The sequence below is a fragment of the Acidiferrimicrobium sp. IK genome (assembly GCF_025499425.1).
GTDB lineage: Bacteria > Actinomycetota > Acidimicrobiia > Acidimicrobiales > Palsa-688 > Acidiferrimicrobium.
Genome location: NZ_JAIMCB010000028.1, coordinates 1 through 20,631, shown reverse-complemented (window position 1 = coordinate 20,631; position 20,631 = coordinate 1). Strand labels below are relative to the sequence as shown.

At 69.4% G+C, this 20,631-nt stretch carries 21 protein-coding genes; 5 read left to right on the top strand and 16 right to left on the bottom strand.

Annotated elements, in window-relative coordinates; genetic code table 11:
- Positions 1-32: 32 nt before the first annotated feature.
- From K6U06_RS24105 to K6U06_RS24070, 8 genes are all read right to left on the bottom strand, one after another.
- Positions 33-227 (bottom strand): ferredoxin, encoded by a 195-nt coding sequence (locus tag K6U06_RS24105; RefSeq protein ID WP_262324541.1) that lies wholly within the window; start codon positions 225-227, stop codon positions 33-35.
- Positions 224-1,438 carry a cytochrome P450 gene (locus K6U06_RS24100; RefSeq protein WP_262324540.1) on the bottom strand — a complete coding sequence of 405 codons (1,215 nt, stop codon included), beginning with the start codon at positions 1,436-1,438 and terminating at the stop codon, positions 224-226. The genes K6U06_RS24105 and K6U06_RS24100 overlap by 4 nt, the downstream gene beginning before the upstream one ends.
- Before the next feature lie 82 nt (positions 1,439-1,520).
- Entirely contained in the window at positions 1,521-2,588 is a 1,068-nt protein-coding gene (locus K6U06_RS24095; RefSeq protein ID WP_262324539.1) for an MBL fold metallo-hydrolase, read from the bottom strand.
- Between the two features lie 32 nt (positions 2,589-2,620).
- On the bottom strand, positions 2,621-3,745 hold the full coding sequence (locus K6U06_RS24090; protein ID WP_262324538.1) for a nitronate monooxygenase: 1,125 nt from the start codon (positions 3,743-3,745) through the stop codon (positions 2,621-2,623).
- 42 nt (positions 3,746-3,787) lie between these two features.
- Complete coding sequence (locus K6U06_RS24085; RefSeq protein ID WP_262324537.1) at positions 3,788-5,026, bottom strand: acyl-CoA dehydrogenase family protein; 1,239 nt, start codon at positions 5,024-5,026, stop codon at positions 3,788-3,790.
- 10 nt (positions 5,027-5,036) lie between these two features.
- A complete protein-coding gene (locus tag K6U06_RS24080) occupies positions 5,037-5,996 on the bottom strand; it encodes an SDR family oxidoreductase (RefSeq protein ID WP_262324536.1) in 960 nt (319 codons plus the stop codon).
- Between the two features lie 40 nt (positions 5,997-6,036).
- Complete coding sequence (locus K6U06_RS24075) at positions 6,037-7,173, bottom strand: thiolase family protein (protein WP_262324535.1); 1,137 nt, start codon at positions 7,171-7,173, stop codon at positions 6,037-6,039.
- Positions 7,170-7,601, bottom strand: a complete 432-nt coding sequence (locus tag K6U06_RS24070) for a Zn-ribbon domain-containing OB-fold protein (protein WP_262324534.1) — start codon at positions 7,599-7,601, stop codon at positions 7,170-7,172. Before K6U06_RS24070 ends, K6U06_RS24075 begins: the two co-directional genes overlap by 4 nt.
- 183 nt (positions 7,602-7,784) lie before the next feature.
- Here K6U06_RS24070 and K6U06_RS24065 point away from each other — a divergent pair, with 183 nt between their 5' ends.
- Entirely contained in the window at positions 7,785-8,012 is a 228-nt protein-coding gene (locus tag K6U06_RS24065) for a TetR/AcrR family transcriptional regulator (RefSeq protein WP_262324533.1), read from the top strand.
- A gap of 26 nt (positions 8,013-8,038) precedes the next feature.
- On the top strand, positions 8,039-8,413 hold the full coding sequence (locus K6U06_RS24060; protein ID WP_262324532.1) for a hypothetical protein: 375 nt from the start codon (positions 8,039-8,041) through the stop codon (positions 8,411-8,413).
- On the opposite strand, the gene K6U06_RS24055 is transcribed toward K6U06_RS24060, so the two are convergent.
- The 6 genes from K6U06_RS24055 to K6U06_RS24030 form a co-directional block, all read right to left on the bottom strand.
- Positions 8,406-9,320, bottom strand: a complete 915-nt coding sequence (locus K6U06_RS24055; protein ID WP_262324531.1) for an LLM class flavin-dependent oxidoreductase — start codon at positions 9,318-9,320, stop codon at positions 8,406-8,408. The two genes, K6U06_RS24060 and K6U06_RS24055, sit on opposite strands and share 8 nt — an antisense overlap.
- Positions 9,317-10,348 (bottom strand): zinc-dependent alcohol dehydrogenase, encoded by a 1,032-nt coding sequence (locus K6U06_RS24050; protein WP_410051143.1) that lies wholly within the window; start codon positions 10,346-10,348, stop codon positions 9,317-9,319. The genes K6U06_RS24055 and K6U06_RS24050 overlap by 4 nt, the downstream gene beginning before the upstream one ends.
- A gap of 59 nt (positions 10,349-10,407) precedes the next feature.
- Positions 10,408-11,016, bottom strand: coding sequence for a carboxymuconolactone decarboxylase family protein (locus K6U06_RS24045; protein WP_262324529.1), 609 nt, complete (start codon positions 11,014-11,016; stop codon positions 10,408-10,410).
- A 70-nt stretch (positions 11,017-11,086) separates the two neighbouring features.
- The gene (locus K6U06_RS24040; protein WP_262324528.1) at positions 11,087-12,370 is read right to left on the bottom strand and encodes an acyl-CoA dehydrogenase family protein; all 1,284 of its coding nucleotides are present in this window, start codon (positions 12,368-12,370) and stop codon (positions 11,087-11,089) included.
- Positions 12,371-12,582: 212 nt separating this feature from the next.
- The gene (locus K6U06_RS24035) at positions 12,583-13,728 is read right to left on the bottom strand and encodes an NDMA-dependent alcohol dehydrogenase (protein ID WP_262324551.1); all 1,146 of its coding nucleotides are present in this window, start codon (positions 13,726-13,728) and stop codon (positions 12,583-12,585) included.
- Positions 13,729-13,761: 33 nt separating this feature from the next.
- A complete protein-coding gene (locus K6U06_RS24030) occupies positions 13,762-15,042 on the bottom strand; it encodes a cytochrome P450 (protein WP_262324527.1) in 1,281 nt (426 codons plus the stop codon).
- Positions 15,043-15,164: 122 nt separating this feature from the next.
- Here K6U06_RS24030 and K6U06_RS24025 point away from each other — a divergent pair, with 122 nt between their 5' ends.
- The gene (locus tag K6U06_RS24025) at positions 15,165-16,370 is read left to right on the top strand and encodes an NAD(P)/FAD-dependent oxidoreductase (protein WP_262324526.1); all 1,206 of its coding nucleotides are present in this window, start codon (positions 15,165-15,167) and stop codon (positions 16,368-16,370) included.
- 169 nt (positions 16,371-16,539) lie between these two features.
- Here the strand turns inward: K6U06_RS24025 and K6U06_RS24020 are convergent, their stop codons facing one another.
- Entirely contained in the window at positions 16,540-16,809 is a 270-nt protein-coding gene (locus K6U06_RS24020) for a hypothetical protein (RefSeq protein WP_262324525.1), read from the bottom strand.
- A gap of 261 nt (positions 16,810-17,070) precedes the next feature.
- Here K6U06_RS24020 and K6U06_RS24015 point away from each other — a divergent pair, with 261 nt between their 5' ends.
- Positions 17,071-17,343 (top strand): hypothetical protein, encoded by a 273-nt coding sequence (locus tag K6U06_RS24015; protein WP_262324524.1) that lies wholly within the window; start codon positions 17,071-17,073, stop codon positions 17,341-17,343.
- 150 nt (positions 17,344-17,493) lie between these two features.
- On the opposite strand, the gene K6U06_RS24010 is transcribed toward K6U06_RS24015, so the two are convergent.
- Positions 17,494-18,723, bottom strand: coding sequence for an IS110 family transposase (locus K6U06_RS24010; RefSeq protein WP_262324523.1), 1,230 nt, complete (start codon positions 18,721-18,723; stop codon positions 17,494-17,496).
- A gap of 397 nt (positions 18,724-19,120) precedes the next feature.
- Between K6U06_RS24010 and tnpC the strand changes: the two genes are divergently transcribed.
- Positions 19,121-20,470 (top strand): IS66 family transposase, encoded by a 1,350-nt coding sequence (gene tnpC, locus K6U06_RS24005; RefSeq protein WP_262324522.1) that lies wholly within the window; start codon positions 19,121-19,123, stop codon positions 20,468-20,470.
- Positions 20,471-20,631: the final 161 nt, after the last annotated feature.

Genomic DNA, 20,631 nt, shown 5'->3' with positions numbered 1-20,631 from the left:
TCGGAGAGCAGCCTGACGCATCGCCACCCCCTCTACTCCTCGACGACCACGGCCTGCTCCGGACAGTTGGCCGCCGCCAGGCGGGCCTTGGCCTCCAGGCCCGGCGGCACGACGCCGTCGCCCTTCGCGCTGGCGTAACCGAGGTCGTCGATCTCGAACAGCTCCGGGGCCGACAGAGCGCACCGGTTGTGTCCTTGGCACTGCTCTGCGATCACTTGCACCTTCATTTGGCTGCTCCCCCGGTGATGACGATGGGCAGGTGGCGCGGGCCGCGGACCTGGCCTCCGGCCCATGTGGTCTCGTCGTCCTCGGCCAGCGCGCACTCCGGGATGGCCTTCAACCATTCCTCCACCGCGATGCGCAGCTCCATCCGGGCCAGGTTCGACCCGGCGCAGCGATGGATCCCGACCCCGAACGCGACGTGGCGGTTGACCTCACGGTCGATGATCACCGTGTCGGGATCTTCGAACTGCTCCGGGTCGCGGTTGGCCGCCGGGAACGACATCAAGATCCGGTCTCCCTTGCTGATCGGGCAGCCGGCGAACTCGACGTCGGAGGTCGCCAACCGGGCCATCGTCACCGGGCTGTACGCCCGGAGGAGCTCCTCGACCGCGACCGGGACCAGCGACGGGTCGGCCACCAGGCGTCGCCGGTCCTCAGGGTGGGTGGCCAGATGCCAGATCGCCGACCCGATCGACGACCACGTCGTGTCGATCCCGGCCACGAGGATGAGCACGCAGGTCCCGAGGACGTGGTCCACCAGCACCGGCTCGCCGTCGACGGTCTGCTGCAACAAGTAGCTGATGATGTCGTCGCCGGCGGTCCCCGCCGCGATGGCGGCCTGGCGGGTGGCGATCTCGGCGGTGAGGAAGTTGAAGATCGACAGGAAGGCCGCCTCCTGGGCCTTCGGGTCGGTCAGTCCGAACTCGAGGGCGCCGCGAATCCACCCGGTGAAGTCGTCGGCCATCGACTCGTCGACACCGAGCATCTTCGATATGACCCGCACCGGGATGTACTGGGCGTACTGAGCCGCTCCGTCACCCGCGCCGCGCGCCGCGATCTCCGCCGCCAGGCTCGCACAAAGCTCGCGGGTGTAGGGCTCGTACCTGGCCACCGCTTGCGGGGCGAAGACCGGCAGGATGAGCCGCCGGGCCCAGTGGTGCTCGGGGGGGTCCGAGGTGATCGGAGGGGCCTTGATGTCCGCGGGGATGCCCGGTACCCCCTCGATCGCCGGGGTGACCGTCACGCTCTCCGACGAGAAATGCTCGACGTCGCGGGCGAAGGCGACCACGTCGTCGTAGCGGGTCGGCAGCCAGGAGCCGCCCCACCGGTCGGTGTGCGCCACAGGGCAGCGCTGGCGGAGGGCCGCCCACACCGGGTACGGCTCGACCACGTAGCCGGGATCGAATATGTCGTAGTCAGTCGCTACATCAGTCACTTGCTCTACCGTCGACACGACGTGCCTCCTTCTCTAGGGTGTGATACCGATTCTCCGCCGGCCGGCCTGGGTTGCCGGGCGGTCATGCTGCGCCTTCCCAGTAGCGGTAGACGCCGTCGTCGAGCGTTCGACAGACGCGGCTCTGGGACACCAGGAGCTCGAGGTGAGCGCCGGTCTCTGCCACGGCCAGCATCTGGTTGAAGGCGTCCAGATCGCCCAGCTTGCGCTGCCGGCGGGTCCAGAGCAGCTGCCCGGCAACCTCGAGCGCGGTGTCAGCCCCGCGCCCGACCGCCGCCAGGGTCTGCTCCAGGCGCCGACCGTGATGTTGCACCAGCTCGTCGATCCTGGTGTGGACACTTGGGGCGACCGGGCCGTGCGCGGCGAGCAGCGTCGCGTCGGGAAGGCCCCGGACAAGGGCCAGGGAGCCGAGGAAGTCCCCGAGGGGGTTCGGGGAGAGCACGGCTTCGAAGCCGATCGAGGGGGTGATCGCCGGCAGGACGTGGTCGCCGGCGAAGAGCAGGCCCCCCTCCCGGTCGTGGAACACGACGTGCCCCCGCGTGTGGCCCGGGGTCTCCACCACCTCGACGACCCGTCCGTCGCCGAGGGTGAGCGGGCCCTCCTCCAACCAGTCGTCGGGGTCCTCCCAGTTGGAGCGGCCCTCCCCGCCGGGCTCCTCGGTGCCGCCGGCATGCTCCGCGATCCCGCCTGCCAACGCTGCAGCGAGGCCGGCGGCGCCATAGCGCCGGAGCTGCCGGAACTGGGGTTCGAGAGGCTTGCGCCCCGGCCGGTTGACCTCCTCCAGTGTCGGGCGCTCTCCGGCCCCCAGGGCGATCCGGCTGCCGTGGTGGCGCCGGAGCTCGACCGCCTGGGTGTAGTGGTCGCGATGCGCGTGGGTGACGAGGAAGCGCCGGATGTCGCCGAGGGAGGCTCCGAGGTCACCGAGGGCCTCGGAGAGGACCTCCTGCGCTCCCGGTATCGCCCAACCCGAGTCGATCAGCTCGAGGCTGTCAGGGCCGACGACGGCATAGACGTTGACCGCCCGCAGGCCGTCGTTGGGAAGGGGCAGCGGTATCCGGTGCACACCGGGGGCCACCTCGAAGATGCCCGGCTCGGTCCAGTCGTCCCCGCCCGGTGCCGGCCGAGCACTCACGGAGGTGCCGGTCCGGCCAACCACGGGGTCCGTCACGGCTGGCCGCCGCAAAGCCCCCGGATGACGTCGGCATACTCCTCCATCATGTCCAGTAAGACCTGCCTGGCGGGGCGGACCGCCGTCAGGGAGCCCACGACCTGCCCGACGAAGTAGTTGACCAGCTGGTTCGCTCCTGTACCGGGCTGGTGGGCGGCGCGGTTGATGCGGGCCAACGCGGGACCCACGAGGAGCGGCTGGAGAGGCATTCCGAGGGTCCCGGGCGAATCGGGCGCCTCCCACGCGTCCGTCCACGCGCTGCGTAGCATCCTCGCCGGCTTGCCGGTGATAGAGCGGGACCGGATCGTGTCCGAGGAGGTGGCACGGAGGAACTTCTCCTTCACCGCCGGCTGGGTCTCGGCCTCTTCGGTGGTGAGCCACACCGAGCCGGTCCACACCCCCTTCGCCCCCAGCGCCATCGCAGCCGCGACCTGCCGGCCGCGGGCTATGCCCCCCGCGGCCAGCACTGGCACCGGGGCGACGGCGTCGACTACCTCGGGCACGAGCACCATCGTGGCGATCTCACCGGTGTGGCCGCCCGCCTCGGTGCCCTGGGCGATGATCAGGTCCGCCCCGGCCTCGGCGTGGCGCCTGGCGTGGTGCACGCTGCCTGCCAGCGCCGCGACCTTGACGCCCCGGGCGTGGGCCTGCTCGATCACCTCCGCGGGAGGCGGCCCGAGGGCGCTGGCCAGCAGCCCGATCCGGTGCCCGAAGGCGACTTCGAGCAGGGGCTCGTAGCCTGCCGGGGAGATGTTGAGCGACAAGCCGGCATTGGCCTCTGCCTCGTCGATGGCAGGGGGTACCTTGTAGCGCTCGAGGATCTCGTCCACGAAGTGACGGTGCTCGGGGGGCAGCATGCTGCTCAGCGCCTCGCGGTCGAGGCCGCCCTCCCCCGCACCCACGTACTTCTCCGGGAGGAGCAGGTCGACGCCGTAAGGCCGGCCCCCGCAGTGCTCCTCGATCCAGGCCAGGTCGACCTCGAGGCGCTCGGGAGAGTGGGCTACCGCCCCGAGCACGCCGAAGCCACCCGTACGGCTGACCGCCGCGACCACGTCCCTGCAGTGGCTGAAGGCCAGCACCGGGTACTCCATCCCGAGAATGCCGGTGACGTCATCGCTCATCGTCGTCGCCTCCCTCGCCCTTGGCGTCGTACCGGAGGCCGCTCACCGGTCACCCGTGGGCAGATCGCGGAACGGGGTGTCCTTCGCAGGCCCCGGCTCCTTCGGTAGCCTGAGCACGCGCTCGCCGATGATGTTCTTCTGGATCTGGTCGGTGCCACCGAAGATGGACGGCGCGGGCGAGAAGACGATCATCTCCTGTAGGGCGCCCCCGGTCGCCGACTCCGGCCCCCAGAGCGTGGCCGCCGGCCCGAGCAGTGCGCCGACCAGGGACCGGCCTGCCCGGAGTGCATCACTCATGGCCAGCTTCGCCAGGTTGCCCTCCGCCCCCGTCTGTCCGGACCCGGACTTGGCCCTCGCGATGCCCAGCCGGATCAGTTCCACCCGGGTGTAGAGCGACGCCAGGTCCTGGCGGATGAGCGGGTCGGTGAGGCGCCCCTGCTCCCGGGCCACCTCGATGAGGTGGCGTACGAAGCCGGGGCCCATCTCGAGCGCCCCGAGGCTGCCCCGCTCCCCCAGGAACTCGGAGACCTTGCGGTCGAGGTGGCCGGCGACGGTGCCGGGGATGGCCGCCGAGAACGAGGTCCCGCCCCCACCGATGCCCGAGCGCTCGAACATCAGCGTGGTGTTGGCCACCGCCCAGCCGTTGTTGAGGCCGCCGAGGAGGCAGTCGTCACCCACCCGCGCCGCGGTGATGAAGACCTCGTTGAAGAGCGACCGGCCGGTCATCTCCCGCAGCGGTCGCACGTCCACGCCGTCCTGGCGCATCGGGAAGAGGAAGTAGGAGATCCCCTTGTGCTTCGGCAGGTCCGGGTCGGTCCGGGCCATCAGGATGCCCCAATCGGCGTGCTGACCGGTGCTGGTCCAGACCTTCTGGCCGTCGACCACCCACTCGTCACCGTCGCGCTGCGCGCGGGTGCGGATCCCTGCCAGGTCGCTGCCGGCGCCTGGCTCGCTGAACAGCTGGCACCAGCCGGCCTCACCGTTGAGGATGGACGGCAGGAAGCGCTCCTTCTGCTCATCGGTCCCGTGGACGGCGATGGTCGGCGCGGCGAGCATGAGCCCGAGGCCGCCAGGGGGCCCGAGGACGCCGGCGCGGGCCAGCTCGCGGCCGACGGTCACGGCCTCGTCCTGCCCGACCCCCAAGCCGTAGGGGGGTGGCAGCATCGGGTTGGAGTAGCCGGCATCGGCCAGGCGCTGCCACCACTCCCGCACGGTGAGGTCCGGGCTCCACGCCTCGGCCACCCAGGCGCTCACCTGCTCGGCCAGGGGTCGCGTCGTCATCGTCGACACGTCAGATCCCCTTGCGGTTGCCGAAGTCGCCGAGCAGGCTCGAGGTGCCGACACTGACCGATGCCAGCTCCGACCGCCCGTCGAGCAGCTTGGGGACCGCCCCGGCGAGGTCGCTTATCGCCCACCGGTCCTCGGCGACGATGAAGCCCCCCTTCGGGACGTCCCAGCCGTGGAACAACGCCACCTCGTTGCCGCCCACGTGGAAGACGCCGCCGGTCACCGGGCAGTCCTTCGTCGATAGATAGGCGACCATGGGAGACACGTTGGCCGGGTCCCAGATGTCAAACTTGGCCTGGTCGGTGGGTGGGGCGATGGTGTCCCCGAGGCCCGGCGTCTGCAGCGTCATCCGCGTGCGAGCTACCGGAGCGATGGCGTTGACCCGCACCCCGTAACGCTTGAGCTCCATGGCCATGGTGAGGGTCATGGCGGCGATGCCCGCCTTCGCCGCCGAGTAGTTGGTCTGTCCCGCGTTGCCGAGCATCGCAGCGGAGGCCGTGTTGACGACCGCGGCGCCCACCGGGCCGCCGATCTCCTTCGACTTGTCCCGCCAGTAGGCCGCCGCCCATCGGGCCGGCGCGAAGTGCCCTTTGAGGTGGACGGCGATGACCGCGTCCCACTCGTCCTCGGTCATGTTGACGAGGAACCGGTCTCGGAGGATGCCGGCGTTGTTGACCAGCACGTCCAAGCCACCGAAGGTGTCGACCGCGCAGCGTATGAGGCGTTGGGCCCCCTCCCACGAGGTGACCGAGTCGGTGTTGGCGACCGCTTCACCTCCCATCGAGCGGATCTCCTCGACGACCTCGCTGGCGGGGCCGGCGTCCGCCCCGGCGCCGTCGACACCCCCACCGAGGTCGTTGACCACCAGCTTGGCCCCCTCTGCTGCCATGGCCAGCGCGTGCTCACGACCGATGCCTCGGCCGGCACCGGTGACTATGCAGACCCTGCCTTCGAGCTCGTTCACTTGTCAATCCTTTCGTGCGATCGTTGGTTGGAGTCGGATTTCACGGGCGGCGGAGGATGTGGATGACGCACACCGAGCCGGCACCGCACATGTGCGCCAACCCGACACTGGCACCTTCGACCTGGCGACCGCCAGCCTCACCCCGCAGCTGGGTGACGGTCTCGTGGATCTGGGCCAGGCCGGTCGGCCCACCCGGGTGCCCGCGGGCGGTGAGCCCACCGTCGGTGGAGAACGGGATCCGGCCACCGAGCGACGTTGCCCCCTCGCTGATCAAGCGGTCGCCTTCGCCCTCCGGGCAGATGCCCAGCAGCTCGTAGTACATCAGCTCTTCGATCGGGAAGGCGTCGTGCACCTGGACCAGGCTCAGGTCCCCGGGGCCCAGGCCCGCCTCCTCGTAGGCCGCGGCGGCGGTCGTCTGGGTCATCTCACTCGGCCCTATCACGGCCCCGAGGAACACGTGGCCGTCGGTGTAGCGCTCTGACTGCTGCTGGGAAGCGATCACCTTGACGGCCCTCGACCCGGCGCCGAGACGCTCCACGTACTCCCCCGACGCCACGACGGCGGCGGCGCCGCCGGCCCCGGATGCGCACGCCATCTTGGAGGTGTGGGGGTAGGCGATCATCGTGGCGGCCAGGACCTCCTCGACGGTCACCTCGTGGTCGGCCTGGCGCTGGGCGTAGGGGTTCGTCCGCGCATGGTTCCAGTTCTTGGCGGCCAGCTTCGCGAAGGTCTCGATGGTCGTGCCCTTATCGTGCATCCGCCGGACGGCCCACATCGCGAAGTAGGCGGCAGGCAGGATGACCCCCTCGACGCGCGGGCCGCTACCGCCCAGGCCCGACATCTTGTTCATGTCGTCGAAGCCGATGGCCATCGCCACCTCGCAGCCACCCCCCGCCACCGCCTGCACCGCCTCGCGGAAGGCAGAGGAGCCGGTGGCTGATGCGTTTTCCACGTGGTTCACCGGCAGCCCGGTCAGACCCAGGTCCTTCGCCATCGCAACTCCGGTGGTCAACCCCGACCCGAGGTAGCCGTTGTACAGGGCGCCGACCTCGGGGAAGGCTATCCCGGCGTCCTCCAGGGCGGCGACGCCGGCGACGAAGCCCATGTCGGCAGCGGACACGATCGGCGCTCCGAAGGGGTGCATTCCGACGCCGATCACGTACACGTCGCGGATCATCGGGCGACCTCGAACGCGTACGTGACAAGGCTGCGACCTTCCTTGTCGGTGCCTACGGGCATCAACGTGAGGGCCATCGGCATGCCTATCTCCCAGTCGCCTTGCTCACCCAGCAGTGGACCCTGGATGCGTGGGCCCTCCGGGAGGTCGACCTGGCCCACGCCGTACCCCCCGGTCTCGGAGAAGACCAGCTTCCCCATTCGGGGTACCAGTATGTAGGTCCAAGAGTACAGCACGCCCCGGTTGGCCAGCTCGACGTCGGTCACCGCCGACCCGGTGAGCGGGCACCGGCGCCGCCTCGGCCAGAAGTACGTCTCCGCCTCCGGTGAGTAGGAGCCGATCAGGCGCGGCGGCTCCAGGTTGTCCTCGGGGACGGTGAAGTAGCCGGGCTCCAATGCGATGCGCCCGGACTGCGCTGTTGTATCCACGAGCCGCCATGCTAGCAAGTACGACGCGACAGACCACAACTCCTGTCGCGTGCCTGGCAACAGGTCGGCAGCGGGTAGCATCCCGCCAGAGCCGCATCAGATCACGTAGGGGCTCGACAACACGCACCCGGCGTCTCGTACCGGCTCCCGCACGGGCGCGGCCGACCGAGCCTGGAGACCACGGTGGCCAACCTTCGATGGGGCAGCGACATACCCGACGACACCGGTGCGGCACGCTCTCGGCTGCTCGACGCGGCCGAGAGCTGCTTCGCCGATCTCGGCTTCTCCAAGACCACGGTGGAGGTGATCGCCCAGAGGGCCCGAGCGTCGAGGGCCACCGTGTATCGCTACTTCGAGGGGCGCGACCATCTGGTGCTCCAGGTGTCCTCCGCCACGCCGACCAGCACCTGAGCCAGATCCGCGTCCAGCTCAACCCGTTGGAGCACCTGGCGGACGTGATCGTCGAGTGGATCGTCCTGACCGAGGGGGCCACCCGGCGCAACGCCAGCCTCTCCCTGCTCCTCCGGCCCGAAGAGGGGACTCGCCCGGCGCTGATGGCCGCGGAGTCGTCGATGGCGTTGTTCGAACGGATCACGTCCTTCTTCCGTCCGTACTTCTCGCGGTTCCACGACGAGGTACGAGCCGGCGTCGACGTGGTGGTGGTGGTGGTGGTGGTGGTGGGCGCCTCGGAGTGGATCCTGCGCTGCATCCTCTCGTTCGTGGCTGTCGACGGTGGCCACCGAAGCACCCGGGAGGGTCAGCGGGAGTACCTCCGCACCTACCTCGTCCCGGCGATCTGCACGATCAGTTGAGCATCCGCCGCACCTGAGCGGCTGCCCCCACCACAGCCTCGCTCGAGGAGCCCTGGGCCAGGAGGCTGAAAGACTGGCATCCCGCCTCGATGTAGGGGCGAAGCGCGTCTGCCACGGCTTCCGCCGGACCGACGGGCACGTAGCGCTCGAAGCGGGCGAAGGGCAACCCGTAGAGGCTCTGCATGACCGGTGCCACCGCCGCACGACCCTCGTCGGGGTCGTCACCGAAGCCGCACCACACGGTGAGCGCGTGGCCGAGTGCGCCCGGGTCCCGACCGGCACCTGCTGCCGCCTCGCCGGCCTCCGCGGCGGCGGCCGCGAAGCGCTGGGGCGACACCCAGATCCCGAGCCATCCGTCGCCGTACCGGCCGGACCTCCGCACGGCCGCGCTCGACCTGCCGCCGACGAGGACCGGGACGGGCAGAGGGACCGCCGGCAGCACCTTGGCGTCCTCCAGCCGGAAGAACTCGCCGGCATGGGTCACCCCCTTGCCCTCGAGGAGGGGGCGCAGCAGCGCGAGGCACTCGTCCATGCGTCGCCCGCGCGAGAGCGGGTCGACACCGCATACCTCGACCTCGTGACGGTCCTCTCCCCCGAGCCCCACCCCGAGGACGAGACGTCCCGGAGCCAGGCTGGCCAGGGTGGAGATCTGGCGGGCGGCGAGCACGGGGTGACGCAAGCCGAGGAGGTAGACGCAGGTGTGGACCGGCAGGACAGGGTGCAGCATGGAAAGGGCGGTGGCCTGCACCAGCCCGTCCATCCCGAAGCCCCCGAGGAAGCTGACATGGTCGCCGACCACCGCGTGGTCCAACCCGGCCTCGGCCATCGCCGCCAGCGTGGACGCCAACCCGTCCTGGTCGGACATCGCGCTCGGCGGGGCGACCCCTACCTTGACAGGCGGGGTCAAGGGACGATGACCCCGTGCACCGGTGGCGAGGACCGCTCGCCTGCCATCGTGGCCACCAGCTCCTCGGCTTCGTCGAGCCCCGCGGTGCATCGCGACAACTCTGCGAAGGGGAAGCGCCCCGACGCCAGCATGTCCAGGGCGGCCGAGTAGGCGACGACGTCGACACCGAGCGCCCCTTGCACCCGGAGCTCCTTGTAGACGAGGACATCCGGGTTGAAGCCGGGCACCTCGCCGCCCCGCGTGCCGGCGACGACGACCGAGGCCCCGGGTGCGGCGAGGTCCATCGCCTGGGTGAACGCCGACGGCGCCTTGGCGGTCACGTCGATCACCACGTCCGCACCCGCGCTGCCGCTCCGGGCTCGCAGGACGGCCACCGGGTCCTCCTCCAGCACGTCCACCACGACGTCGGCGCCAAACCCACCCGCCTGCTCGAGGCGCTGGTGGTCCCGCTCGCCTGCACCCGTTACCATGACGAAGGCCGCCCCGGCGACCCGGGCCGCGGCGGCGGCGGCGAGGCCTCGGATGCCGCAGCCGAGTACCGCCACGACGTCCCCCGCCTTCGTGCCTGGCAGGGTGGCTCCCCAGCGGATCCCGGCGCCCACCGGGTTGAACGCCACCGCAACCTCTGCCGGCAGGGAGCCCGGGACCGGCAGGAGCATCGAGTCAGGGGCCAGGTACTGGTAGGTGGCGTAGCCGCCCCACAGCCCGGGCTGTCGGTCGACCGAGATCATTCCGTACATGTCCGCCAGCCCATGCTGCTCACACCGGCGGTACGTCCCGCTCCGGCACGCCCGGCAGGACCGGCAGGACTGGAAGACCTCGACCGCCACGCGGTCGCCTTCGCCTACCCCCCAGCGTTGCCGCGACCTGTCCCCGATCTCGACGATCGTGCCCACCACCTCGTGGCCGGGTACGAAGGCGAAACCCGGGTTGAGGGCTCCCGTGTAGAGCTCGTGGTCGGTCCCGCACAGCCCGCAGGCCTCCACCTGCAGGATCCCCCCGTCCTCGCCGACCTCCGGCAGCGCCATCTCCCTCTCGACCAGCCGCCGGGGTGCCTCCAGGACCAACGCCCGCGCCGTCGCCCCCGTCACCGCCCGGCTCCGGCCGACGGCATGGACCCCGGGAGCGCGCCGTCGGGAGGCCAAGGTTCCACGCCCGGCTCCAGGGGCACCCGGAGCGACCGCAGCAGGTTGGCGAAGAGCTGCCAGTTGCAGATGGCGACGACGATCTCGAAGAGGACGCCGTCGTCGTCGAAGTGCCGGCGCAGGAGCGCCCACGTCGAGGGGGCCACGACCCCCGTCCCGATGACGTCGTCGGTCGCCTGCAGGATCGCCCGCTCGCGCTCGCCGTAACCGGGATGGCGCTCCCAGTCGCGCACACCGACAACGTCGTCGGGCTCGAGGCCCAACTGGCTGGCAACCCGCCAGTGCTGGCTCCACTCGTACTCGGAGCCGGTGACCCATCCGATCCGCATGATCACCAGCTCCCGCAGCCGGGCGTCCAGCCTGCCGCTGCCGAGCAGCGTCCAGAGGAGGTCACCGAGGCCCTTGGCCACAGGCGGGTTGTGCAGCGCCATCCGGAAGACCGACAGATCTGCGAACAGCGGCAGGAGGCCTGACTCCTCCGCCCGCCTCCCGGCCTCCTCGGGGGGCAGCAGCGGGATCCTCGGAGCATCCTCCCCGCCGGGGGGGCTCACCGCGGGCCTCCCGGAAGCCGTTGCCCGTCACCTGGCCGCGGCGCTCCGGCGGGAGCTGCGCCACCCCCGGTCATCGAGCCTGCGTCCCCACCTTGAGGTCGCGGTAGGGGCTGGTGGTGTCGATCCCTGGCTCCTTCGGGAGGCCGAGCACCCGCTCACCGACGATGTTGCGGAGGGTCTCGTCGGAACCGCCGGCGATCCGCATGGCGGGAGCGCCGAGCACGTACCCGCTCCAGTTGAAGGTGCCCCATTCCCCGGTGTCGACCACCATCCGCGGCCCGAGGATGTGTGCCACAAGGTCGCAGGTGGCCTGGATGGTCCGGATGAGGCCGAGCTTGCCGATCGACAACTCGGGCCCGGGCGTACGCCCGGCGCTGAGAGAGGCCATGGCGCGCGCGCTCGTCCAGTGACGCACCTGGTCCTCGATGTGGACGCGGGCGAGCTCCTGGCGGACCAGCCGGTCGTCGGCCACCCCGAAGTGGCGGGCCATCTCAATTAGGCGCACCATGCCGGATCCGCCGCCCCCGACGCCGCCGCCCCCTATGGAGGCCCGCTCGTTCATCAAGGTGGTCAGCGCGACCCGCCATCCGTCGTTGACGTCGCCTAGCCGCCAGCGGTCCGGCACCCGGACGTCGGTGAAGAACACCTCGTTGAAGTTGGAACCGCCGGTCATCTGTCGAAGCGGTCGAACGTCGACGCCGGGCGCGTGCATGTCGACGATGAATCCCGTCAGCCCGCGATGCTTCGGCTTGTCGGGATCGCTCCGGGCGATGACCTCGCCGATGTCGCTGTAGTGGGCTCCCGAGGTCCAGACCTTCTGGCCGTTGAGCACCCACTCGTCACCGTCTCGCTCCGCTCGCATCTGCAGGCTGGCCAGGTCCGACCCGGCTCCCGGCTCGCTGAACAGCTGGCAGGCGACCAGGTCGGCGCGTTGGAGTTTGGGCAGGAGGTCGGCGGCCACCTCCTCTCGGGCATGGGCGAGGATGGTGGGCGCGACCATGCCCAGGCCGATCCCGAAGTACGAGCCTGACGGCACGTCATAGGTTGCTTCCAGGCGGTCCCAGATGTCCTGGTACCGGCGATCGAGGCCCGCACCGCCCAACGCGGGCGGCCCCATGATCCACGCGAACCCGGCGTCGAACTTCGTCGCCCGCCACTCCTTGGCCTCGGCCAGCGCGCGCAGCTCCGCGGCCCGGTCGAGCTTCTCGAACATAGTCGGGGCGTCCGACCCCTTGCCCCAGACGAAGCGCTCCTCAGCGGCTCGCGGCGCCGCGTGGGCCCTCAGGAACGTCCGAGCGCGTTCAGCGAACGCCTCCTCGGACTCGTTGCTCTCGTGAGCGACCGTCTGCGTCACTTCGATTCCTCCCCGTGCGACACTGTCACCGCTACGTCTCATTGGTCTACTCGATCCGGTGTCGCTCGTGCAATGGCGCGTCCCCCTGGTCGCTCGGGCCGTCAGCGGAGGGGTCAGGAGCTGCGTTCGGTCCCGAGCCCGGAGGCCCGAAGGACCCCCGGGCTCTCCCGCGCAGCCTGGGCGCCGGGCGGGTGGCCGACCCGGCGCCACCGTCAGTAGGCGATGACACCTCGGATGTTGGTGCCGTTGCGCATGTCCTCGTAGCCCTCGTTGATGTGGCCGAGGTCGTAGGTGTTGGTGACTAGCTCGTCCAGCTTCAGGCGACCGTCCATGTAGAGCCGGAGAAGCCGGGGTATGTCGCGTCGCGGGTTGGCGTTGCCAAAGATGCAACCCACCAGCTCCTTGCGCTGCATCGCCAGGTCGAACAGGTTCAGGTCGACCTGGTTTTGTTCGATCGGAGCGACGGCGGTCACGACTGCACGGCCACCCTTGGAGATGAGGGACATCATCGGTGCCACCAACTTGCCCTCCGCCACCCCGGCGGTCAGGATGGCACGATCAGCGTTGGCTCCCCAGGTGAGCTCCCCGACGAGCGCCTGCGCCTCTTCGATCGATGCTGCCGTGTGGGTGGCACCGAAGACGAGAGAACGCTCGCGCTTCGACTCGATCGGGTCGACCGCCACCACGTGGCGGGCTCCGGCGAAGGCGGCACCTTGGACCGCGTTCATACCGATCCCTCCGAGGCCGATCACCACCACGGTGTCACCTGCACGGACGTCGGCGGCGTAGACCGCCGAGCCCCAACCCGTGGTCACCCCGCAACCCACCAGGGCCGCACGGTCCAGGGGGATGTCAGGCTCGATCTTGATGCAACTCGCCTCGTTGACCACCGTGTAGGGCGAGAACGTCCCCAGGCAGCACATGATCCCCAGGTCCCGCCCGTCCTTGGCGTGGTGCCTCGCGGTGAGGTCGCCGACCTGCCGCCCCGCCAGCAGGAACGCTCCCAGGTCGCAGAGCTGCTGACGTCCCCGGGCACACGAAGGGCAACGCCCGCACGAGGGGATGAAGCCGAGCACCACGTGGTCGCCGGGGGCGATCGTGGTGACACCCGGGCCCACCTCGACGACCTCTCCGGCGCCCTCGTGGCCCCCGATGACGGGGAACTGCTCGATGCCAACCAGTGCGGCTGTTGCGTCGTCGAGCACCATGTCGCCGGTCATCAGGTGCTCATCGGAGTGGCAGAGGCCCGAGGCTGCCAGCTTGACGTTGACCTCCCCGGCCCTCGGCTCGTCGAGCTCTATGTCCTCGACACTCCACTCGGTGTGGGGCTCCCACAGGATTGCCGCTCTCGTCTCCATCACAGATCTTCCCTCTTCCTCGACGTTGCCCGCTCAGAAGCGGATCGGCACACAGCGGGGGCCTCGCACTTGGCCGCCGTTCCACCTGACGGCCTCGGGGTCGGCCAGCTCGAAGGTCGGGACGTTGTCGAGGAAGGCCTCTATGGCGACCTTGATCTCCATCCGGGCCAGGTTGGACCCGAGGCAGCGGTGTATGCCCATGCCGAACGCAGCGTGGCGGTTTTTCCTCCGGTCGATGACGACCTCGTCGGGGTCCTCGAACAGCTCTGGGTCGCGGTTGCCCGCAGGGAACGCCATTAGCACCTTGTCTCCCTTCTTCATCGGGCAGCCCTTGAACTCGACGTCGTCGGTGACGTAGCGCGCCATCGTCACGGGGCTGTAGACCCGCAGGAACTCCTCCACCGCGAGCGGGATCAGGTCCGGCTCGTCCCGCAGCCGCTGCTGGTCCTCGGGGTGGGTCGCGAGGTGCCACAGGCTGGACCCGATGGCGCTCCAGGTGGTGTCGATCCCGGCGATGAGGAGCAGGAAGCAGGTACCGAGCAGGTGCTCGTCGGTCATCGGCTGCTCGGTGTCGGCTGCGATCAGCATGCTGAGCACGTCGTCGGGGCGCTCCGCCTCCGGCGTGCTGCGGCGCTCCGCCACCTTCGCGGCGAAGTAGTCCGTCATCTCGCCCAGCGCGTCCATGGCCCGGTCGATGTTCTGGAAGCCCTCCTGCAGGGTCCGCACGACCCAGCCGGTGAAGATCTCCTCGTCCTCGAGGGGGATCCCGAGCATCGTGGCGATGATCCGCACCGGGATGTGCCTGGCGTAGTCGGCAGCTGCGTCACCGGAGCCACCGGAGAAGTGCTCCTCGATCAGTGAGCTCGCCAGTGCCCTGGTGATCGGCGTCATCTTCTCGATCGCCGACGGCCCGAAGGCCGGTAGGAGGAGGCGGCGGGCCCAGGTGTGCACGGGGGCGTCCGAGCTGATCGGAGGCACGGGGAAGATGTCGTTGATGACATGGCCCTCGAACGGGGAGACCACCGCGATGTCACGAGATGAGAAGTGCTCGACGTCCTGCGCGATCGCCTGCAGGTCGGCCGACCTGACGGGGAGCCAGCTGCGCTGGCGCCGCTCCGTGAACGCGATCGGGCAGCGCTCCCGCTGCTCGGCCCAGCGCTCCTCGGGGTGGAGCACGTAGTCGGGGTCGAGGACCTCGAAGTCCGTGGCCCAGTCGGTCACCGGGGCGATCTCGGTGTCCCAGGACCTGGCGTGCTGAGCGTACTTCTCCCGAGACTCGGTGTGGAGCTCGGTCGCCTCATTGGTGGATGTCATTGGTCTCCAATACCTTGCGGGGCCTGTAGGTGTGTAGTCCGTTATGTGTGACGTCTGTTACGTGTGACAGATCGCGTTCGTTATCTTATCGGCTGGCGGCCGCTCGGTCTACTGTCGGGGCCATGATCCTTGATCCCGCTGCACCCGTAGTCGTCGTAGGAGCATCCCTGGCCGGGGTCCGCGCGGCCCAGGCCCTGAGGCGGGAAGGCCACACCGGCGCGCTCACGGTCATCGGCGCCGAGCAGCACTGGCCGCCCTACGACCGGCCCCCGCTCTCCAAGCAGGTCCTCACCGGGGCGCTCGACGCCGAGCGAGCGCGCCTCCGGCTCCCGGACGGCTTGGGCGTCGAGGTCGTGCTCGGGCGCCGCGCCACCGGCCTCGACCTCCGGCGTGGCGAGGTCACCGGCGACGACGGGAGCAGCTTCGCCTTCGACGGGCTGGTGGTCGCCACGGGAGCCACCCCGCGAGCCCTGCCCGGCACCGGCGGCCTCGCCGGGGTCCACCTGCTGCGGACGGTGGACGACGTGGCCCGGCTGCGGGCCGAGCTGGCGTCGGCCACTCGCGTGGCGATCGTCGGGGCCGGCTTCATCGGCTGCGAGGTGGCTTCCTCCTGCCGGAGCCTCGGCCTCGACGTCACCCTCGTCGACGCGCTCGACCCGCCCCTCGGCGCCGTGCTGGGGGCCACCGCGGGAGGGTTCGTGCGCCAGCAGCTCCTCGCCAACGGCGTCCGGCTCCACCTGGGTTCGACGGTCGCAGCCGTGGAGGGAGCCGGCAGGGCCCGCAAGGTCGTGCTCGCCGACGGAACCGAGATCGACACCGACGTCGTCGTGGTGGGAATCGGCGTCACGCCTGCGACCGAGTGGTTGGAGGGCTCGGGCCTGCAGCTGCGCGACGGGGTCGTGTGCGACGAGGCCTGCCGGGCACTCGGCGGCGACGGCCGCGTCGTGGCAGCAGGTGATGTGGCACGTTGGGACCACCCCCGCTACGGGAGCCTCCGGACCGAGCACTGGACCAACGCCGGCGAGCAAGCAGCCCACGCCGTGCGGGCCCTCGTGCACGGCCCGGCCGTCGCCGGCCCCTACGCTCCCACCCCGTACTTCTGGTCGGACCAGTTCGGTGTCAAACTGCAGTTCGTCGGCATCGCCCGGCCCGGCGACGAGGTGACCGTGGCCGAGGGCAGCGTCGAGGAGGGGCGGTTCGTCCTGGCGTACGGCCGGGACGGGGTGACCGTAGGCGCCCTCTGCGTCGGGTGCCCGAGGCGGCTCGTCGAGTGGCAGGCCCTCGTCGACGCCCGGGCTGCGTACCCGCCGCCAGTGCTCGTCCCCTGAGACCCCGGACTTCCCTAAACCCCGACTGACCGGAAAGTTACAACGGTGAAGTGAGCGCGGTGGTCTGGCCTCGCCGCGGTGGGTTGGCGGGGTGCGGGGGCGGAGCCCCACTCGGGGCGCCAGCCCCGACTGTGTCGGGTCGGGCAGCGCTGTTGGTTCGGTCGCCGGTTCAGGCGGCGGGCGTCAGGTTGACGTGGTGGCCGAGCGCCTCGAGCTGGCGGACGAGGTGGTCGGTGCGACGCTTGTGGTCGATGCGGCGGGTGTAGAAGTCGGCTCCGAGGTCGTTGAAGGTGGCGGTCGGGTCCGACAGCAGGTGGAAGATGATCACCAGGATCGAGCGCTGGAGCGCAGCGAGGGCCTCCTTCTTCGGCATCCGCTTGACCAGCCGGCGGTAGCGCTCACCGAGCAAGGTGTCGGTCTTGGCGGCGCCGGTCGCCATCTGGCCGAGCGCGGCTTTCAGGTAAGCCCCAGCATCGCCTGCGGCGAGGTCGCCCAGGGCGAGAAAGTGGTGTGTGGGCCTACCCGCCGACGCCGTCGCTTCTTTGGCCTCAGAGGCCGCAGTGTCAGCCTGGCGCCGGGACCCCTTGTTGAAGGGTCGCGCATTGTTGCTACGAGCACGCCGGTCAGACTTTCGAGTTCCCAACCGGACCCCCGGGCAGGCCCACATCGCGAACCTACCCCACGTGAGGAGGAGACAATGATGGACGGCCCGCAGGAACTGGAAGCCGACGACGGTGTCGAGATCGTGGAACGTGTCGCCGCGATCGATGTCGCCAAGGCGACGGGCATGGTCTGCACCCGAGTTCCCCGCCCGGCCGGACCGGGGAGGCGGTTGACCAAGGTGTGGGAGGTGAAGGCAACCACCAAGGGGATCACCGACTACTGGAACTGGCTGTCTCGTCGCCGAGCGGGTGGAGCGGGTCGTGTTGGAGTCGACCTCGGACTACTGGCGCCCGTTCTTCTACGTCCTTGAAGGCGCTGGGCTCAGCGTGTGGCTCGTCAACGCCAAACAGGTGAAGAACGTGAGTTGGGATGGAATGCCCCCTGATGCCACGACGCCTGAGCGCGCGCTAGCGGAGCGAGGCGAAGCCCCGCTATTCCACCCATTAGGGCTCGTGGTGGGCTAAGCGGCTGGGCTGATGGTTACTGAGTGTCCGAGCGCCTCGAGGCGGCTGAGGAGGCGACAGGTTTCGGCCTCGGTGTCACGGCGGGTGAGGTAGTCGCGACCGAGGTCGTTGTAGGTCTCGCCGTTGCTGAGCATGTGCCAGGCTGCGAAGAGGATCGAATGTGCGACCGCGACGGTGGCCTTGTTAGGCCCGCGGCGCGCGGCGATCTGGCGGTATTGAGCAGCGAGGTAGGTGTCTTTGGTGCGACTGGCTGCTTTCGCCGCCTCGATTAGCGATCGCCGTAGCCAGTTGGCGCCTTTGCGTGTTCCGGCTGGGCGGCGTTTGCCCGCGGACTCGTGGTTCGCCGGAGCCACTCCCGCCCACGCGCAGAGCTGGGTCGCGGTCGGGAACCGGGCCATGTCTGCACCAGTCTCGGCGACGATCGTCTCGGCTGTCCTGCGGGCGACGCCGGGGATGGTCTCTAGCAATGTCACAGCGCTGTCGAAGGCTCCGAGGCGGCTGGCGACCTGCCCGTCGAGTCCTGCGATGGCGGCGTCGAGGAAGTCGATGTGATCGAGAATGGCGCGGGCGACCGCGCCGTGGTGAGCGGCGAAACGTCCGACGAGCGCCTCGGTGAGCGCGGGGATCTTGGCCCGCATCCGTGCCTTGGCCATGTCGGCAAGCACCGCGGGATCCCGCTCGCCGGCGATGAGTGCCTCGATCATCGCCCGGGTTCCTTTGCCCAACACGTTCGACGCGACCGAGGAGATCTTGATCCCGGCGTCTTGGAGAACCTTGTCGAGCCGCTGGATCTCCTGTGCTCTGGCCACGATCTGGGTCTTGCGGTAACGGGTGATCTCACGGAGTACGCGCACCGGTGGCGGCGGCACGAAGCTCGGTCGCACCATGCCATGGGCCGCGACATCAGCCAGCCACTCTGCGTCGGCGATGTCGGTCTTCCGTCCGGGGACGTTCTTCACGTGTCCGGCGTTGACCAGCCATAGCTCGTTGAAGAGTCCTTCGAGTGGGTAGTAGACGCATTTCCAGTACACCCCGGTCGACTCCATGACCACCCGAGTGACCTGAAAGTCGGCCATCCAAGCGGCGAGATTGGCGACCCCTGCTGTGGTCGTCGAGAACTTCTTCCGCTTCAATTCCGGGTCGTCGCCCCGCCCCAATCGGAGACAAGCAACCACCGTGTCCCGGTGCACGTCAAGCCCCGCGACTCGGTCACACTGCTGTTTCATGTCCAGCTCCTTTCGTGACGACAGTGGTTAGGGCTGGACCGCGGCAGGGACCCAGGCACAAGAAGTTGGGATACGCGCTCGCAGCGCACTCAAGGGTCCCTCAGGCTCCCCGCATCACGTTATAAACGGGCTCGAGGCGTCAATCTCAATCGATGTCTGCCACGGCCAGCCCGACCACAGCATTCCATCCCTCACGGGTGGGCCGCCAGGCCCATGTGTGCTTATAACCAGAACCTGTGGATGCTGGATCGCTGCGAGGGCGCGACGTACCTTCCTCGTAACTGTTCACGTCCTCTGGGCTGCCTCGCGCAAGGAACTTCTGAAATACGAGCGTGACCAGCGCGTTTGCAGGTCGACGGTGCTCGCGATTTCCCGTTGAGTTTGCTGGACTTTTCATGTGGCAGACGAGCAGCGGCCGACGTATGACGAGCTGGCCGCGCTCGTTGTCGAGCAGGCGAAGATCATCGAGCAGCTGCAGTCCGAGGTCGCCGGGATGGACCGGCTGCGCGCTCGTGTCGCCGAGCTCGAGCGTATTGTCGGCCAGAACTCGGGGAACTCCGGCAAGCCGCCGTCTCGGGACTCGGCGGCCGAACGCCAGCGCCAAGCCGAGGAACGCAAGAAGAAGGCACAGGCTGCTGGCGGTGCCAAGCGGCGGCAGGGGAAGCAGACCGGCTCGCGGGGAACGACGCTGGAGATGTCAGACACGCCCGACGAGATCGTCGAGCACCGCCCCCAGCAGTGCGCGGGGTGCGGTTCGAGTCTCGACCCCTCGGCCGACCGCGGTTACCGTCGCCGCCAGGTGATCGAAGTCCCGCCGGTCAAGCCGGTCGTGATCGAGCATCGGGCGCACACCTATCTGTGCGGGTGCGGATGCGAGACAACGGCCGCGTTCCCGGCACAGGCGCGGGCTCCGGTCAGCTACGGACCGCGGGCCAGATCGATCGTCTCGTATCTGCTGAGCCGCCAGCACATCCCCAACCGCCGGGTTGTCGAGGCGATGCGCGACCTGTTCGGCCTGGACATCTCTTCGGGCGCGGTCGACTCGATCTTCGCGGAGGCCGGCCGGCGCCTCGGCGGGTTCATCACTGCGCTGGTGGGGCTGCTGACCAGCATGGCGGTCCTGCACGTCGATGAAACCTCCGACCGGCTGGAGACCAAGAACTGCTGGATGCACGTCATCTCGACACCGCTTTACACCCTCATCCACGCTTCGCTGACCAGAGGAGAGGCGGCGATCGAGGAGATGGGAGTCCTCCTCGGCTACCGGGGAGTGCTCGTGCACGACCGTCTGGCCATGTACTGGAAACTCAAACGGGCCAAACATCAAGCGTGCGGAGCCCACCTGTTACGCGATCTTGCCGACGTCGCCGTCGTTGCCACCCAGACCGCCTGGGCGGCCGGCCTCGCCGCGCTGTTGGTCGAGATCAACAACGCCTGCCACCAGGCGAGAGACCGCGGTGAGGAATCGCTCCCGGCAGGGCTGCGCCGGAAGTTCTCCAAACGCTACGACGACCTCGTCGCCGCAGGTCTCGCCGTCAACCCCGAACCGACCCATCGCAAACGCGGCTACCACGAGCGCCGATCGTTCAACCTTGTCACCGCCTTCGCCACCCACAAACAGTCGATCCTCAGGTTCATGAACGACCTCGCGACACCGATGACCAACAACGAAGCCGAGCGAGCTCTCCGGCCCTCCAAGCTATCGGTTTACCGGCCTTCGGGGCTCGGTCTCCGCGTAGCGGCCTGAGGGTCCACCACGGGCTGCCGGCGGAGTTGAATACTCGTCTTCGAGGAGCACGCTCATGGGACTCAAGGTTGTTGTTGTGGATGGCGGTCACCGTCTTGGCGGGGGTGGTCCGGTCGACGATCTGGCGAACCGTTACCTGGGCCATCTCGCCGTGCGGAGGT

Bases quoted from the DNA above. Each gene is read 5' to 3' on its own strand.
- K6U06_RS24105 (WP_262324541.1), bottom strand. From the start codon at position 227: ATGAAGGTGCAAGTGATCGCAGAGCAGTGCCAAGGACACAACCGGTGC.
- K6U06_RS24025 (WP_262324526.1), top strand. From the start codon at position 15,165: ATGATCCTTGATCCCGCTGCACCCGTAGTCGTCGTAGGAGCATCCCTG.
- K6U06_RS24015 (WP_262324524.1), top strand. From the start codon at position 17,071: ATGGACGGCCCGCAGGAACTGGAAGCCGACGACGGTGTCGAGATCGTG.
- K6U06_RS24020 (WP_262324525.1), bottom strand. From the start codon at position 16,809: ATGGCGACCGGCGCCGCCAAGACCGACACCTTGCTCGGTGAGCGCTAC.
- K6U06_RS24075 (WP_262324535.1), bottom strand. From the start codon at position 7,173: ATGATCCGCGACGTGTACGTGATCGGCGTCGGAATGCACCCCTTCGGA.
- K6U06_RS24050 (WP_410051143.1), bottom strand. From the start codon at position 10,348: ATGGCGCTGCCGGAGGTCGGCGAGGACGGGGGGATCCTGCAGGTGGAG.
- K6U06_RS24090 (WP_262324538.1), bottom strand. From the start codon at position 3,745: ATGAGCGATGACGTCACCGGCATTCTCGGGATGGAGTACCCGGTGCTG.
- K6U06_RS24035 (WP_262324551.1), bottom strand. From the start codon at position 13,728: ATGGAGACGAGAGCGGCAATCCTGTGGGAGCCCCACACCGAGTGGAGT.
- K6U06_RS24010 (WP_262324523.1), bottom strand. From the start codon at position 18,723: ATGAAACAGCAGTGTGACCGAGTCGCGGGGCTTGACGTGCACCGGGAC.
- K6U06_RS24030 (WP_262324527.1), bottom strand. From the start codon at position 15,042: ATGACATCCACCAATGAGGCGACCGAGCTCCACACCGAGTCTCGGGAG.
- K6U06_RS24085 (WP_262324537.1), bottom strand. From the start codon at position 5,026: ATGACGACGCGACCCCTGGCCGAGCAGGTGAGCGCCTGGGTGGCCGAG.